This window comes from Winogradskyella sp. 4-2091, assembly GCF_045765065.1.
Classification (GTDB): domain Bacteria; phylum Bacteroidota; class Bacteroidia; order Flavobacteriales; family Flavobacteriaceae; genus Winogradskyella.
Genome location: NZ_JBJKOD010000004.1, coordinates 275,959 through 291,554 on the forward strand (window position 1 = coordinate 275,959; position 15,596 = coordinate 291,554).

Consider the following 15,596-nt stretch of genomic DNA (forward strand, 5'->3'; position numbering starts at 1 on the left):
TTGTTTTTCAATTGTATGGATGTTAGTTTCTTGTAACAATTCATCTAACTCAAACAAAGACAGCCTAGTTTTTAGATATAATGAACATAAAAATATTGGTTCTTTAGATCCTGCTTTTTCAAAGGATTTAGCAGATATTTGGGCGACACATCAGTTATTTAATGGCTTAGTTCAAATGGACAATAAGCTTAATGTAATACCAGCTATCGCTAAACATTGGGCAATCACTGACAGTGCTAAGACTTATACATTTACACTTCGAAATGATGTGTTTTTTCACAAGCATAAATTGTTTAACCAAGATTCTACTAGGACCGTTAATGCTCAAGATTTTGAATATAGCTTTAATAGGCTTCGTGATAAATCTATTGCTTCACCTGGAAGTTGGGTTTTAAGTAAAGTAGAAAACTTCACGGCTGTAAATGATTCTACCTTTCAAATTAATTTAAAGCAACCTTTCCCAGCATTCTTGGGACTTTTAACCATGAAATATTGCTCTGTGGTTCCTAAAGAAATTGTATCACATTATGGTACCGATTTTAGATCTCATCCTATAGGCACAGGTCCTTTTAAATTTAAACGTTGGGAGGAAAATTTAAAATTGGTTTTTAGAAAAAATAATAACTATTTTGAAACGGACTCTCTCGGTCAAAACTTGCCATATTTAGAAGCTATTGCTATTACCTTTTTACCAGATAAGCAAAGTGAATTTCTTCAGTTTGCTCAAGGAAATATAGATTTTGTTTCTGGTTTAGATGGTTCTTATAAAGATGAAGTTTTAACTGCAGACGGGCAACTTAGGCCAAAATATGCCAACGATGTAAAAATGATTAGAGGTCCTTATCTCAATACAGAGTACTTAGCTTTCTTTATGGAAACCGAGGTCAACACCATTCAATCCTTAAAACTGAGAAAAGCAATTAATGTAGGGTTTGATCGGGATAAAATGATGACCTATTTAAGAAATGGAATAGGAATACCTGCCAATGGTGGATTTATCCCAAAGGGATTACCTGGTTTTGATGCTTCTGTTGGTTATACATACCAACCAGAATTAGCAAAGCAACTAGTATCAGAATTTATAAACGAAACAGGAATAAAGAACCCGGAAATAACGTTAACTACTACGAGTAATTACCTCAGTTTTTGCGAATTTATTCAGCGAGAATTACAAAAAACAGGTTTACTTGTAAATGTGGATGTAATACCACCATCAAGTTTAAAAGATGCAAAAGCGAATGGACAAGTCGATTTTTTTAGAGCCAGTTGGATTGCAGATTATCCTGATGCTGAAAATTACCTGAGTTTATATTACAGTAAAAATTTTGCTCCTAATGGACCAAACTACACTCATTTTAAAAATGAGGAATTTGACAAAATGTATGAAGCTTCTTATCTCGAAACAAATCCTGATGTGAGAGCAAAATTATATACTAAAATGGACTCCTTAATTATGGACTCTGCACCTATAGTACCTTTATTCTATGACGAAGTGGTAAGGTTTTCAAGAAAAAACATAAAAGATTTAGGCATAAACCCAACCAACTTGTTAGAATTAAAATCTGTTAGAAAAACAAAAGACTAAATGGTTACTCTCCGTCTTCAATTTTAAAATTCTTGAAATAATATAAGTCATCTCCACCTTCGCCTCGCGAACGTCTAGAAGAAATATAACCAGTGGTTAAATCATCATTTAAAAAGAATGAAAAATCATCGCCTTTGCTATTAATAGGCTCATCTAACAATAATACTGGTTTCATTAAATTTGAAGAATTTAAATCGTAACAGTAAATATCTAATCCTCCTAATCCTCCTCTTCTATCTGAAGAAAAATAAAGTTTATTATCAGAACTCACAAACGGATAAATTTCAGTTCTTGATGAATTAATGTCTTCACTGAGTTTTGTAATTTCTCCATAAGTTTCGTGATCAGTAACAGATACTTTATATAAATCAGATTTACCTTTTGTGCCCTTTATTGTAGATACAAAATATAATGTATTACCATCTGGACTTAAAGCAGGATGTAAATAGTTGAAGTTTTTATCGCAAAATGGAAGCGTTGTAAAGTTTGTCCAACCTTTACCTTCTTCGTACTCTGCTCGTTGAATTAAAAGGTTAAAAGTGTTTTTACCTTGATATTTATTATCACCAGCTTCAGTTTGGTTAGATGTAAAATACATATATTTTCCATCTTTAGAATACGTGGCAGCCGTCATGTTATGCATACCAACTTCTTTTCGCTTTACTAGTTTAGCATCTTCAATTTCTCCATCTTCAGCAACGACACCTTCATAAATACCATAAAGTGTTTGAGAAAATTTATCGAGAATTACACGACCGTTTTTTCTTGTAAGATTTGAGCTAAAAAATATTTTATCATTTACAACTCTAGCCGCAAAATGATCGAGTTTATTATTGATTTCAAGTTTATTAACTTCAACATCTTGAGAAAAACCAAGTGTTACAATAAATAAAAAAAGTAGGCTTAATTTGGGGTTTAAATTCATATTATTCTCTTCTATATTGTTTTGTTTCTTCATATATATGCTCTAAAATAGCTTTGTCTTGTTCTGTAAATTCAATAGATCTCCTAGACATTACTACTTTAGCTACTTCGAATACTTTTGCAGTTTTATAGGTTACAAATCCACTATTTCCGCCCCAAGAAAAACTAGGAACAAAATTACGTGGAAAACCACTTCCAAAGATATTAGAACTTACTCCAACAACCGTACCAGTATTAAACATAGTATTAATACCACATTTACTATGGTCTCCCATCATTAGTCCACAAAATTGCAGTCCGGTTTTTGCAAAACCTTCGGTTTCATAATTCCAAAGTCTAACTTCTGCGTAGTTATTTTTTAAATTACTATTATTAGTGTCTGCGCCTAAATTACACCATTCACCTAATACTGAGTTTCCTAAAAACCCATCATGACCTTTATTAGAATAGCCAAAAATTACAGAATTATTTACTTCTCCTCCAATTTTACTGTGAGGACCAACCGTTGTAGGTCCATAAACTTTTGTTCCTAATTTTAATGCTGCATTGTTGCAAAGCGCTAACGGACCTCTTACCATAGAACCTTCCATTACTTCAGCATCTCTACCAATATAAATAGGTCCAGAACTGGCATTAAGAATAGCAAAATTTAAAGTCGCTCCTTTTTCTATAAAAATGTTTTCGCTATTTATGGTTTGTACAGTATCTGGTATTGGTTCTGATTCTCGGCCTTTGGTTATAAGATCAAAATCTTCTGAAATAGCGTCACCATTTTTAGAGAAAATATCCCAAGTATGTTCAATTTTCAGAATATCGTTTTGTAACTCTATAGCTTCGAAAGTTGAAAAATCCGCATGCTCTTCTCCTTCCTTTGCAAAGAATGCAATAACATCTTCATCTTTAAATAAAGCTTGGTTATGTTTTAAGTTTTTTACAATTTCAACAACTTCAGTATTTGGAAGAAATGAAGCATTAATTATTATATTATCTTCCATCTCAACCATCGGAAATTTTTCAGACAAATAGTCTTCAGTAATAGTTGTAGTTGTATATTCTAAGTATGACTCCCATTTTTGACGAATGGTTAAAATACCAACTCTAATATCTGCAACTGGTCTTGTATATGTAAATGGTAATAAATTATTTCTGTACGGACCGTCAAATAGTATATAGTTCATAATGAGATTACTGATTTAGGTTAATAGCGAAACTTATAACTTCTATTAACGTTTCAAAAGTAGCTTAATTGTACAAAACAGAAAAGCCCTTCTGTTAATTAGAAAGGCTTTTTCGATTATCGGTAGACTATGCTTATTTTTTAAACTTAGCGTATTTGTTTTTGAACTTATCAATACGACCAGCAGTATCTACTAACTTAGATTTACCAGTATAAAAAGGATGAGATGTTCTAGAAATTTCTAATTTCACTAATGGATATTCAGTTCCATCAACGTCAATAGTTTCATTTGTATCTGCTGTAGATTTTGTTAAAAATACTTCTTCATTAGACATATCTTTAAACGCTACTACTCTATAATTTTCTGGATGTATTCCTGCTTTCATCGCTAAATGCTTTAATTGTATTCAATTTTTCGAGGTGCAAATTTAAGTAATTTTTATAAATCTACAATCTTTTTACTAAATTTTATTTATCAAATGTATGTAACATTTATGTAACTTTGAGTACTAACTAATTAATTAACCAATAAATTAACACTATTATGGAACCAAATAAGCCATCTATTAAACCAATTGCATATAATTATGGACTCTATTTAGGGCTTTTAACTATAGCAAGCCTAATTATTTTATATGCTTTAAACATTGAAAGTCACTGGATTGCTAGCGTACTTAGTACAATTGCTACAATTGCAATTTACTATTTTGGCATTAACACTTATAAAAAGCAGAATGGCAATGCACTAAGGATTAAAGATGGTCTAAAAACCGGAATGGCAATGGCATTACTTGGTGGACTTATATCTGCGATATACTCGGCAATTCATTATGCGTATGTAATTCCTGAATTTCTGATAGGTAAAAAAGAGGAAGCATATGCACAAATGATGGAGCAAAATCCTAACATGCAAGGTGAGCAATTAGAAATGGCAACTAAAATGCTTAATATTTCTACTTCAGAATTTTTTATTGCTACAATGATGCTTCTTGGGAGTTTATTCTTTGGTTTTATTGTCTCTTTAATTATATCTGCGATTCTAAAAAATGACCGTTAGTATCCTTAATTATTTTCTCTATTTTTGAAGTTTAGTAATTAGACCAATACTCAATGGATATATCAGTAGTAATACCACTACTTAACGAAGAAGAATCTTTAAAAGAATTACACAATTGGATTGTATCTGTGATGCAATCCAATCAGTTTTCTTATGAAATTCTGTTTATTGACGATGGTAGTACTGATAAGTCTTGGGAAATTATCTCTGAGCTTGGTAATATAAATCCATCTGTAAAAGGTATACGGTTTCTAAAAAACTTTGGTAAATCTCAAGCTTTACATGCTGGTTTTGCAAAAGCACAAGGTGATGTTGTCATTACTATGGATGCAGATTTGCAAGATAATCCAGAGGAAATCCCAGAACTCTTTAAAATGATTAAAGATGATGGTTATGAACTTGTTTCTGGCTGGAAAAAGAAACGTTTTGATTCTTATTTCTCTAAAAACTTACCTTCAAAATTATTTAATTGGGCTGCCAGACGTACATCTGGTGTTAAGCTAAACGATTTTAACTGCGGTTTAAAAGCCTATAGCAACACGGTTGTAAAACATATTGATGTCTATGGAGAAATGCATCGCTATATTCCTGTATTAGCTAAAAATGCAGGTTTTATGAACATCGGTGAAAAAGTGGTAAAACACCAAGCCAGAAAATATGGGCATACCAAATTTGGTATGAATCGTTTTGTCAATGGCTTCTTAGACCTTATTACTATTTGGTTTATATCGCGTTTTGGAAAAAGACCTATGCACTTATTTGGCGCACTTGGTGTCATTATGTTTTTCATTGGTTTTGGATTTTCATTTTATATAGGAATCGATAAGTTATTTCTGAATCCAACTGGCAGACTTATAACAGATCGTCCGCAATTCTACATTGCACTTTCAACAATGATAATTGGTTCGCAATTATTTATCGCAGGGTTTTTAGGCGAGCTTATTTTACGCTCTAACCGTCAGCAACAACGCTATTTTATTAAGGACAACCTCAATCTTAAATAAGGTTTAGATTTTTGGGCTAGTTAGTCGGTTTCAATTTGTATATTGTTTATTTTTGTTTAACTATTTATTAATCACTAATAAAACTATACAACCATGATTCATATTAAACCAGAAATTTTAGACCGTGTAAATGCGTGGCTAACGCCAACTTTTGACAAAGAATCTCAAAAAGAAATCAAAGATATGATTGCTTCTAATCCTAAAGAGTTAGAAGAGAGTTTCTACAAAAATCTAGAATTTGGAACTGGTGGAATGCGTGGTATAATGGGTTTAGGTACCAATAGAATTAACAAATATACGTTAGGTAAAAACACACAAGGCCTAAGTAACTACTTAAAAGAGTCATTCCCAAACGAAGATGTGAAGGTTGCTATAGCTTACGACTGTAGGCATAATAGTAAGACTTTTGGAAAAGTTGTGGCAGACGTATTTTCTGCTAATGGGATCAAAGTATATCTATTTGAAGATTTAAGAGCTACACCAGAATTATCTTTTGCATTAAAACATTTAGATTGCCATTGTGGTATTGTTTTAACCGCATCTCATAATCCGCCAGAATACAATGGTTATAAAGTGTATTGGCAAGATGGTGGTCAATTAGTACCACCTCAAGATGCTGGCGTTATTGCTGAAATCAATAAAATTGATTATTCTGAAATTAAATTTGAATCTAATTCAGATCTTATTCAATATATAGGAAAAGATGTGGATGATGTATTTATTGATGCTTCTGTAAAAAACGGAAGTTTTGACACTTCTGCAGAAGCGAAAGAAAATTTAAATATTGTTTTTACGTCATTACATGGTACTTCAATTACAGCCATACCAGAAACTCTTAAACGTGCTGGTTTTACTAATGTGAATATTGTTGAAGAACAACGCGTACCAAATGGCGATTTCCCAACTGTAGTTTCTCCAAACCCTGAAGAGCCAGAAGCGCTTAAAATGGCAACAGAATTAGCTCAAGAGGTAAATGGAGATATTGTTATTGGTACAGATCCTGATTGTGATCGTTTAGGTGTTGTTGTTAGAAATCTAGAGAACGAATTGGTTATTCTAAATGGAAACCAAACTATGTTATTAATGACTGATTTTCTTTTAAAACAATGGAAAAAATCAGGAAACATAAATGGTAATCAATTTGTAGGTTCTACAATAGTATCTACGCCAATGATGACTGTTTTAGCCAATGCTTACGATGTAGAATGTAAAATAGGCTTAACTGGTTTTAAATGGATCGCCAAAATGATTAAAGATTTTCCAACTATGGATTTCATTGGTGGTGGAGAAGAAAGTTTTGGTTTTATGGTAGGCGATTTTGTACGTGATAAGGATGCCGTTACCTCTACCCTTTTGGCATGCGAAATTGCAGCACAAGCAAAAGCAAATGGTAAAACCATGTACCAGGAATTAATTGACTTATACGTAGAACATGGTTTCTTTAAAGAACGTTTAATTTCATTAACAAAAAAAGGAATTGAAGGTGCACAAGAAATTAAGCAAATGATGGTTGACGCTAGAAATAATCCTTTAAAAGAAATTAATGGTCAAAAAGTAGTATTAATTGAAGATTACGATTTATCAATCTCTAAAAATCTACAAAATGATGAGGAAACTCCAATTGATATTCCTAAATCTAACGTACTTATTTACTATACAGAAGATGGCAGTAAAATAGCGTTAAGACCTAGTGGAACTGAGCCAAAAATTAAATTTTATATTAGCGTAAATACAGATCTTGACAATTCGGCAGACTTCAAAAAAACGGAGCAATTATTGGAAGATAGAATTGACGATATCCTCAAGGATATGAATTTGTAATTAATGGATTATATAAAAAAGTTATCTAGGTATATTGTTCCATATAAGCGATATGCTTACCTCAATATATTTTTTAACGTGCTTTACGCCTTATTTAGTACGTTAGCCATGGTATCCTTGATGCCAATGATTAACGTGTTATTTGGTGAAACTGAACAACTAACCACCAAACCTGTATATGAAGGTATTACTGAGCTAAAATCTTATGGCGAAGATTATTTAAATTATTTTGTAACTACAACTAACGCAAGCGATGGTCCACAGCGTACTTTGCTATACATGATTATTTTAATCATTAGTCTGTTTTTACTGAAGAATATATTTAATTACCTAGCCTTATTTTTCATAACTTTTTTAAGAAACGGTGTTTTAAAAGATCTACGAAATTCTATTTATAATAAAGTAATGACTTTACCGATCTCCTATTATTCTGAAAAGAAAAAAGGAGATATTATTGCTAGAATCTCTGGAGACGTAAACGAAGTTAAAAACTCTTTGCTAGCCATATTAGAACTTATAGTAAAAGAACCGTTAACCATAGTTTTTGCAATTGTAACCATGTTTACAATCTCTATGAAACTAACGATTTTTGTATTTCTATTTATTCCTATCGCCGGATTAATAATTTCGAGAATTGGAAAAAGTTTAAAGAAAAAATCTAATCGTGTGCAAACCGAACAAGGTGTATTTCTTTCAACTTTAGAAGAAACATTAAGTGGACTCAAGGTTATAAAAGGGTTTAATTCAGAAAAACGATTTAATGATAAGTTTCAAGAATCTACCCATAGATTTTACAACTTCTCTAATACATTAATGAACCGTCAAAATTTAGCTTCTCCAGCAAGTGAATTTTTAGGTATAGCAACCATTGCTGCACTATTATGGTATGGAGGAAGCATGGTTTTAATAGATAAAAGTCTATCAGGTGGAGCGTTTATAACCTATATGGCATTGGCCTATCAAATATTAACGCCTGCAAAAGCGATTAGCAAAGCAAGTTATAAGGTTAAGGCTGGTAATGCAGCTGCAGATCGTGTTCTAGAAATTATTGAAACACCATCTTTATTAGAAGACAAGCCAAATGCTAGCGTAAAAAGTGATTTCACTTCAGAAATTAAACTAAACAACATCTCCTTTAAATATGAGGATGATTTAGTATTAAAAAACTTCACGTTAACAGTACCTAAAGGAAAAAGTGTTGCTTTAGTTGGACAATCTGGTAGTGGAAAAAGTACTATAGCCAATCTCGTTACACGTTTTTACGATGTAAATGAAGGCCATATTTCTATTGATGGCCAAGATATTAAAGACATTACCAAACATTCATTAAGAAGCTTAATGGGCTTGGTTACACAAGATTCAATTCTATTTAATGAGAGTATAAAAAACAATCTTTTATTAGGAAAAGAAGATGCTTCTGAAGAAGAAATCATTGAAGCTTTAAAAATTGCGAATGCATGGGAATTTGTGAAAGATCTACCTAAAGGAATTCATACTAATATTGGTGATTCCGGTGGAAAATTATCTGGTGGACAGCAGCAACGCTTAAGTATTGCAAGAGCTGTTCTGAAAAATCCACCAATAATGATTTTGGATGAAGCGACCTCAGCGCTAGATACAGAAAGTGAACGTTTAGTGCAAGATGCTTTAGAAAATATGATGAAAAACAGAACCTCTATTGTCATTGCGCATCGATTATCTACGATTCAAAATGCCAATTTAATTGTAGTAATGCAAAAAGGCGAAATTGCAGAGCAAGGTACACATGCAGAACTAATTTCTAAAAATGGTGTTTATAAGAAGCTTGTAGAAATGCAAAGTTTTGAATAAAATTTAATATTATTCGTATTCGGTTTAATTAACTACAAATAACTTACTATTTATATACAAAAAAAGGATGTGTAATTAAACACATCCTTCTCTGTTGTTATCAGATTTGGGGAACTGATAACGGTTAATAGGTTAAGCTGGTACAAACATAAATGAAATAAACATACCACGCAAGAAAAAAATGCTTTTTATCGGTTTTTTTTGCATTTTGTCGTTATTTTCAATTATAACTATCTGATTTTCAATAAAATTAACATATGATAATTTTTTAAATATTTTATCCATTAAACTTTTAGTAAATTCACAAGTCTAATTAGTACTATTTCAACTCGAAATAAATAATAAAATAAATCATTTGATTGACGAATCAGAATTTATAGAACGATTAAAAAACCCAATACAAAAAGAAGCCGCTTTTAGAGAATTATTGCAACTCTATAAAGAGCGCTTGTATTGGCATATAAGGAAGATTGTAAAAAATCATAACGATGCAGATGATGTACTACAAAACACGTTTATAAAAATCTATCGTAGTATAGATAAATTTAAAGGCGAAAGCCAATTGTTTTCATGGATTTATAGAATTGCCACAAACGAATCTATAACACTCATTAATAAGAATGCGAAACGTTTGCAGATTACTAATGAAGAATATCAAACTAAAGCTATTAATAATTTAGAAGCTGATGTTTATTTTGAAGGCGACTCTATTCAATTAAAATTACAAAAAGCCATTGCAACATTGCCAGAAAAACAACAACTCGTTTTTAATATGCGCTATTTTGAGGATTTAAAATATAAAGATATGGCCGAAATATTAGACACTAGTGAAGGTGCTTTAAAGTCATCGTACCACATTGCCGCAAAAAAAATAGAAGCCTATTTAACTTCAAATTAAACCATTTAACAAATTTGAAGTCTTATATATAGAACACAGATTAAATAATAAAGGAAGAACTAAATCTAGTTCAGCATAAAATGAAAAAAGAACATATACATAACATTAAATCTTCTGGTTTTAAAACACCAGACCATTATTTCAAATCTTTAGACGAACAAATTTTAAACCGTTTAAATGAAGATGATATAATAAATGGTATAGAAACACCTGGTTTCGCTGTTCCTGAAAATTATTTTGATACTGTTGAAACTTCTATTTTAAATAAATTAGAAGAAAAAGTTGAAACACCTGTCATAAACTTTAAACCAAGAAAACGTACTTTTTATTATGTTGCAGGTATTGCCGCTAGTTTACTTTTATTAGTAAGTTTAATATTTAATAAAGATGATGCATTAGATATAAATGCAATAGACACTGCAAGTATAGAAAACTACCTATACCAAGAAGATTATAGCTATGACGAATTAGCAACATTATTTAAAACGGCAGATATGTCTGAAACAGATTTTATAGACATTAATTTTTCCGATGATTATTTAGATCAATATATCGATAATTTAGAAACGGAAGATTTTATTTTAGACTAAATATTACGTTTTAGATGAAAAATTTACGAATTCATTATATAAAATAAGAACCCAATGAATAAGACGATAATAACCATATTAGTAACGCTATTTGTTTCTGCAAGTGTTTTTGCACAACGATTAGATAAGGAAAAAATTAAAACTCTAAAAATCGCGCATTTAACCGAGAAATTAGATCTAACTGAATCAGAAGCTCAGAAATTTTGGCCAGTTTATAATGCTATCGAAGATGAAAAATCTAAGTTAAGAATAAAGTCTACCAATATTCGTAAAGATAAAATTGCAGATAAACTTTCTGAGAAAGAAGCAAAGTCATTGTTATTGGAAATGGAAAAAATTGAAAAGGAAAAAGTTCAATTGCAATCTAAATTATTGAATCAATTACTTGAAATTCTGCCAGCTAAAAAAATATTAAAATTATATCAAGCTGAACGCTCGTTTAAACATAAAATATTTGAAGAATACAAAAAGCGACACAGCAAAGAAAAATAATAGCGAAAGTAAATAGATAAAAAGGAAGCCTAAAAAGCTTCCTTTTTTTATTCTCTAAAAGTTAATTTACTAATTCTCCCTTTTCCGGCTGCATAAGCCACTGAATCATTTGCAAAACGAATGGTATAAAAACCTTCATCACTTAAATGTTGCCATGAATCTCCAGCATCATTACTATAATCTATGCCTTTAAAACCAATAGCAACCAGTTCTCTTCCATCAGAATTTGGTACATATTGCACACAACTTCTGTAACCAGGTCCTTTTTCGTTGGCTACTACTTGCCAAGTTTTTCCACCATCGTTAGTTCTTATTTTATTATTTAAAGCATCGTTTGGCTTTGTGTAATCGCCTCCAATGGCAAAACCATTCTTTTCATCATAAAAATCAACTGAATATATACCTGTAGTTTCTTTACCTTGTATAATAGGCGTGTCAAAAACTTCCCATGTTTTGCCTTTATCTGGCGAATATAAAATTCTACTTGTTTTCCCTCCTGTGGCCACCCAAGTATGGTCGCCAACAATTGCAATATTTGTATCACTTGCAGCAAATGCAGCTTCGCCTTCTTTTGCTTTAGGTAAATTGTCACATGATAATTTTGTCCATGTGTTTCCGCCATCTCGCGTAATTATGACACTCATACAATCTTCAGTCGGATCTCCAATGGCAATACCTTCTTGATCGTTCCAGAATTCCATAGAATCATAGAAAACATTAGGGTGGTTTTCTTGATATACAATATTGTTTTTTTCCAAATCAGCATCTAAACTAAAAACCATAGCTGGATTACCTATTGTTATTCCATAGCCTTTCTCATTTCGAACTCCCATTGCTCTAAAATTCAACTTAAGTGAATCATTAGACAAATTGATTTTGTGATTATAAAATGGCCTATCTTTTAAAGAATCTACATGTTTAATAAAATAACTTGGTAGTATTACACCAAATTCTCCCATTGAAGTTAAGTAAACTAAAAACTCTTGTGGCTTTTTAATAAGCTCAATGGCTCTAACATTCAGTGTAGAATCTTGAACTAATGTTTCAATATTAATCGTTTTTTTAATTGCATTTAGTTCATCAAAATTTTTGTTGAATCTACTAAAACAAGTACTTAATACACCTAAACTAAAAATCGTAACAAAAATTAAAAACAATTTATTCATAGTTCTATATTTTCCTTAAATATAAAAAAGCTTTGCGGCATATTACAACAAAGCTTTTCTAATTCTCTAACGCATTGTTTTTAATTTAAAGTGTTATCTAGTTCCGATTTCAAATCGTTGTAGATTTCTAACTCATTATTCGTCATCGTTTGATCTAATAAATTGAAATCTTCAAACGGGTCTTCTATTAAATCAAAAAAGGCTTCAGTATTATCGGTAAATCTAATATACTTATGCGTTAAATTTCTTGTCGCAAAATCTGCGGTTCCACCTACATAACTTACTTCAGAAAATAAATAATCTCTATTTACAGATGTTGTACTAGACAAAATAGCTTTAAAACTTTCGCTATTATTACTTTGTGTGGTTGTATTTCCTGATAATTCTACAATAGTGTCATACAAATCAGTAGCGTTAATTAAGTTGTTATCTGTGACATTTAATCGTGTTACGTTTTTACCAGAAATAACCATTGGTACATTTATGCCTCCTTCATATATAGAACCTTTTACTTTTCCTTGTCCATATGCTTGTGCTACTTGTCCTGGCGAGCCATTGTCTCCAATAAAAATGATGATGGTATTATCGCGTTCTTCAGTAGTCAGAGACTGAAGAAGTCTTCCCATTTCTGTATCTAAGGCTTCTATTGCAGCGAAATAATAAGCCAATCTATTAGAATTTATACTGGCTTGATTTGTTGGTAAATCGCCTTGACTATGCAACTCTGTTGGCGGTAAGTGAAAAGGTGTATGTGGTGCGTTATATGCCATCCATAAAAACCAAGGTTGGTCTTGATCTTCTACCCAACTTATAGCAAGATCTGTGAGTTTTGATGTAACATATTCGGTACTCGTTGTGGTTATGCCATTTTCTACAAGACTCCAACTTTCATAATCATCTACACCTCCAGACAAGATACCTGCGTAATAATCAATGCCCATTGACAATGGCTGATTAACATCATTAGACAAATGCCATTTGCCAATTAAAGCTGTTGCATAATTAGCCATATCGTTTTGAAGAATATGGGCTGAATTACTCAATTGATTACCTACTCGAGTTACGCCATTATTGGTCCCATAATTGCCAGTGAGAATTGAAGCTCTTGTTGGACTACAAACCGGATTAGCCCATACGTTATTAAACGTAATACCATTATTCATTAAATTTTGAAGATTTGGCATATTCGGCTTTTGACTTCCTATATTGTAATTTGGTGTGGCATCTAATCCCATATCATCTGCAATTATCAGTAAAATATTAGGAACAGGTGATTGCATAGTTCCATCATCGTCTTGAGTACCACCATTATCATCATTGCCACATGACACTAATAACAGCATAAATATTAGGAAAACAGTATTTTTATAAACCATAATAACTTTATATATTGTGTCTTTTATACTTCATCCATAAAGGTACAACAACCACACATAATAGTATAAAACCAAGTAAAAATTGAATATTAGAATTTACTTTTGAAGCGGCTTGCAATCTATATGAATTAGAATTTAAGGACGTTATAAATTTTATTGAATTAGGCTCTATTATAAATTCGTGATAATTTTCTTGATCCTTGTAGACATTGAATAAAATGGTGTTTTTGATAGTATCGAAAGTTTTACCTTCAAACAATAACACAAAATTATTTTGATGCGAATGCCCTGAATGAGCTACTTCTTCTACGGAAATTAATTTCAAAGTTGAATTACCATGAACAATCTGAAAATGACGTTCTATGTATTGAAAAAAAGCATTTTTAAAATCAGAATTTAAATTAGAATTTTCCAGCGTTGGAAATTCTTTAATTACGGCGTTTCTTATACTCCAAGGAAATTCTGCTTGTACCTCAACATTATTATCCTTTTGTTGAATTTTGAAAAAAGATTTATTAGCATCATGTGCAAAACTGAATGTTGAAAATAGAATCGTAAAGTATAGAAAGAAACGAAAAAGCTTCATCTAATTATTTCCTATTTTAAAATCATTAGATGGTGTGCCTCTAAAATATCTTGGGATACTTGGAAATTCATCCGTAAGCACATAATAATAGGTTCCTGATGGATATTCTGGTGTTATACCTGTTCTTCCATTAGCCTCGTCTAAAGTACCTAAGCCTGAAATATATTCGTAATCATTAGAATACACACCATCGTAATCTCCACATGGTACAGTAATACCATCGCCTCCTCTACTACCAGATTTTAATTGATAACTAGAAGCCATTGAAATTACGGATGAGTTAGAATCTGAAGCATTCGAATATGCGTATTTATAATAGATAGGAAATCCATCTGCGGCATAACCAATTAACGTCATTGCATCAGTTGGTACATTTAAAGCATCTAAAAATAATATGGGCGAACCATGATAATGGTATTTACCTGTTGGTTGTACATGTGCACTATTGCAATCTAAACCTAAATTAACGTTTAAAGCTTCAAGATTCCATTCCCAATTAACATTAGCACTCATTGCACCTTCATGTGGAAATGGTTCTGCAGCCACAGGATCTAGTTCTACACCATTTAACAATACTCCAAATGAATATTGCGGTCCAACATTTGGCCCATTTCCTGTTGTTGACAATAATCCTGTGAAGGAATTTGCCGCAGAAGGATTCAAAGTAATCGTATAGGTTTCATTTTGTTCAGAGATAGCATTTGGATTAAGTGAACCTGCTCCCATACCAAAACGACCAACCATATGCTCAGGTATACTATTAGATGATATAATTCTATTGGCTCCTGAAATTGTTTGCGAATATGAACTTACAAACGTTAGCGATTGGTCACATGCACCTCTTGAGCTATCTAAAACCTGATCTGATTCACAACCAGAGTCATCAGTATCTGAATTATCTGCAACATAACCTACAGGTTGTTCGCAGGCCTCAATACTAACTTCTGCATTTCCTAAACCATCTTCATCATTATCTTGATACCAAATAGTTTCTGAACATGAACTGTCGTCATTATTTGAGCAGGCTACAAAAATTGTAAATAGGGTAAGCAGTAGTAACTTGAATAATGTTTTCATAGTTTGAGTTGGT

General features: G+C 31.7%; 15 protein-coding genes. 8 read left to right on the forward strand and 7 right to left on the reverse strand.

What is annotated here, in order from left to right; all coding sequences use genetic code 11:
• Positions 1–19 precede the first annotated feature (19 nt).
• Positions 20–1,585 (forward strand): ABC transporter substrate-binding protein, encoded by a 1,566-nt coding sequence (locus ACJBCC_RS07440; protein WP_299101211.1) that lies wholly within the window; start codon positions 20–22, stop codon positions 1,583–1,585.
• A 4-nt stretch (positions 1,586–1,589) separates the two neighbouring features.
• Here the strand turns inward: ACJBCC_RS07440 and ACJBCC_RS07445 are convergent, their stop codons facing one another.
• The 3 genes from ACJBCC_RS07445 to ACJBCC_RS07455 all read right to left on the reverse strand — a co-directional run bounded on the left by ACJBCC_RS07445 (position 1,590) and on the right by ACJBCC_RS07455 (position 4,072).
• On the reverse strand, positions 1,590–2,543 hold the full coding sequence (locus ACJBCC_RS07445; protein WP_299100741.1) for a hypothetical protein: 954 nt from the start codon (positions 2,541–2,543) through the stop codon (positions 1,590–1,592).
• Positions 2,512–3,687, reverse strand: coding sequence for a GlmU family protein (locus ACJBCC_RS07450; RefSeq protein WP_299100739.1), 1,176 nt, complete (start codon positions 3,685–3,687; stop codon positions 2,512–2,514). The genes ACJBCC_RS07445 and ACJBCC_RS07450 overlap by 32 nt, the downstream gene beginning before the upstream one ends.
• A gap of 133 nt (positions 3,688–3,820) precedes the next feature.
• Positions 3,821–4,072 (reverse strand): type B 50S ribosomal protein L31, encoded by a 252-nt coding sequence (locus tag ACJBCC_RS07455; protein WP_173280421.1) that lies wholly within the window; start codon positions 4,070–4,072, stop codon positions 3,821–3,823.
• Between the two features lie 158 nt (positions 4,073–4,230).
• Here ACJBCC_RS07455 and ACJBCC_RS07460 point away from each other — a divergent pair, with 158 nt between their 5' ends.
• From ACJBCC_RS07460 to ACJBCC_RS07490, 7 genes are all read left to right on the forward strand, one after another.
• Positions 4,231–4,743, forward strand: coding sequence for a DUF4199 domain-containing protein (locus tag ACJBCC_RS07460; RefSeq protein ID WP_299100737.1), 513 nt, complete (start codon positions 4,231–4,233; stop codon positions 4,741–4,743).
• Between the two features lie 53 nt (positions 4,744–4,796).
• Positions 4,797–5,747 carry a glycosyltransferase family 2 protein gene (locus ACJBCC_RS07465; protein WP_299100735.1) on the forward strand — a complete coding sequence of 317 codons (951 nt, stop codon included), beginning with the start codon at positions 4,797–4,799 and terminating at the stop codon, positions 5,745–5,747.
• A gap of 93 nt (positions 5,748–5,840) precedes the next feature.
• Positions 5,841–7,568 carry a phospho-sugar mutase gene (locus tag ACJBCC_RS07470; protein WP_299100733.1) on the forward strand — a complete coding sequence of 576 codons (1,728 nt, stop codon included), beginning with the start codon at positions 5,841–5,843 and terminating at the stop codon, positions 7,566–7,568.
• Positions 7,569–7,571: 3 nt separating this feature from the next.
• On the forward strand, positions 7,572–9,398 hold the full coding sequence (locus ACJBCC_RS07475; protein ID WP_407556816.1) for an ABC transporter ATP-binding protein: 1,827 nt from the start codon (positions 7,572–7,574) through the stop codon (positions 9,396–9,398).
• Positions 9,399–9,753: 355 nt separating this feature from the next.
• Positions 9,754–10,296: an RNA polymerase sigma factor gene (locus ACJBCC_RS07480; RefSeq protein WP_407556817.1), complete on the forward strand. Its 543-nt coding sequence runs from the start codon at positions 9,754–9,756 to the stop codon at positions 10,294–10,296.
• Positions 10,297–10,376: 80 nt separating this feature from the next.
• Complete coding sequence (locus ACJBCC_RS07485) at positions 10,377–10,886, forward strand: hypothetical protein (protein ID WP_299100727.1); 510 nt, start codon at positions 10,377–10,379, stop codon at positions 10,884–10,886.
• A 54-nt stretch (positions 10,887–10,940) separates the two neighbouring features.
• Positions 10,941–11,378 carry a Spy/CpxP family protein refolding chaperone gene (locus ACJBCC_RS07490; protein WP_299100726.1) on the forward strand — a complete coding sequence of 146 codons (438 nt, stop codon included), beginning with the start codon at positions 10,941–10,943 and terminating at the stop codon, positions 11,376–11,378.
• Between the two features lie 47 nt (positions 11,379–11,425).
• On the opposite strand, the gene ACJBCC_RS07495 is transcribed toward ACJBCC_RS07490, so the two are convergent.
• The 4 genes from ACJBCC_RS07495 to ACJBCC_RS07510 form a co-directional block, all read right to left on the reverse strand.
• Positions 11,426–12,544 carry a WD40/YVTN/BNR-like repeat-containing protein gene (locus tag ACJBCC_RS07495; RefSeq protein WP_407556818.1) on the reverse strand — a complete coding sequence of 373 codons (1,119 nt, stop codon included), beginning with the start codon at positions 12,542–12,544 and terminating at the stop codon, positions 11,426–11,428.
• Positions 12,545–12,624: 80 nt separating this feature from the next.
• Positions 12,625–13,887: a sulfatase-like hydrolase/transferase gene (locus ACJBCC_RS07500; RefSeq protein WP_407556819.1), complete on the reverse strand. Its 1,263-nt coding sequence runs from the start codon at positions 13,885–13,887 to the stop codon at positions 12,625–12,627.
• Between the two features lie 40 nt (positions 13,888–13,927).
• Positions 13,928–14,506: a hypothetical protein gene (locus tag ACJBCC_RS07505; RefSeq protein ID WP_407556820.1), complete on the reverse strand. Its 579-nt coding sequence runs from the start codon at positions 14,504–14,506 to the stop codon at positions 13,928–13,930.
• Entirely contained in the window at positions 14,507–15,583 is a 1,077-nt protein-coding gene (locus tag ACJBCC_RS07510) for a YHYH protein (protein ID WP_407556821.1), read from the reverse strand.
• Positions 15,584–15,596 lie beyond the last annotated feature (13 nt).

Bases quoted from the DNA above. Each gene is read 5' to 3' on its own strand.
- ACJBCC_RS07475 (WP_407556816.1), top strand. From the start codon at position 7,572: ATGGATTATATAAAAAAGTTATCTAGGTATATTGTTCCATATAAGCGA.
- ACJBCC_RS07440 (WP_299101211.1), top strand. From the start codon at position 20: ATGTTAGTTTCTTGTAACAATTCATCTAACTCAAACAAAGACAGCCTA.
- ACJBCC_RS07500 (WP_407556819.1), bottom strand. From the start codon at position 13,887: ATGCTGTTATTAGTGTCATGTGGCAATGATGATAATGGTGGTACTCAA.
- ACJBCC_RS07460 (WP_299100737.1), top strand. From the start codon at position 4,231: ATGGAACCAAATAAGCCATCTATTAAACCAATTGCATATAATTATGGA.
- ACJBCC_RS07445 (WP_299100741.1), bottom strand. From the start codon at position 2,543: ATGAAGAAACAAAACAATATAGAAGAGAATAATATGAATTTAAACCCC.
- ACJBCC_RS07485 (WP_299100727.1), top strand. From the start codon at position 10,377: ATGAAAAAAGAACATATACATAACATTAAATCTTCTGGTTTTAAAACA.
- ACJBCC_RS07495 (WP_407556818.1), bottom strand. From the start codon at position 12,544: ATGAATAAATTGTTTTTAATTTTTGTTACGATTTTTAGTTTAGGTGTA.
- ACJBCC_RS07470 (WP_299100733.1), top strand. From the start codon at position 5,841: ATGATTCATATTAAACCAGAAATTTTAGACCGTGTAAATGCGTGGCTA.
- ACJBCC_RS07450 (WP_299100739.1), bottom strand. From the start codon at position 3,687: ATGAACTATATACTATTTGACGGTCCGTACAGAAATAATTTATTACCA.
- ACJBCC_RS07465 (WP_299100735.1), top strand. From the start codon at position 4,797: ATGGATATATCAGTAGTAATACCACTACTTAACGAAGAAGAATCTTTA.
- ACJBCC_RS07490 (WP_299100726.1), top strand. From the start codon at position 10,941: ATGAATAAGACGATAATAACCATATTAGTAACGCTATTTGTTTCTGCA.
- ACJBCC_RS07455 (WP_173280421.1), bottom strand. From the start codon at position 4,072: ATGAAAGCAGGAATACATCCAGAAAATTATAGAGTAGTAGCGTTTAAA.
- ACJBCC_RS07510 (WP_407556821.1), bottom strand. From the start codon at position 15,583: ATGAAAACATTATTCAAGTTACTACTGCTTACCCTATTTACAATTTTT.
- ACJBCC_RS07505 (WP_407556820.1), bottom strand. From the start codon at position 14,506: ATGAAGCTTTTTCGTTTCTTTCTATACTTTACGATTCTATTTTCAACA.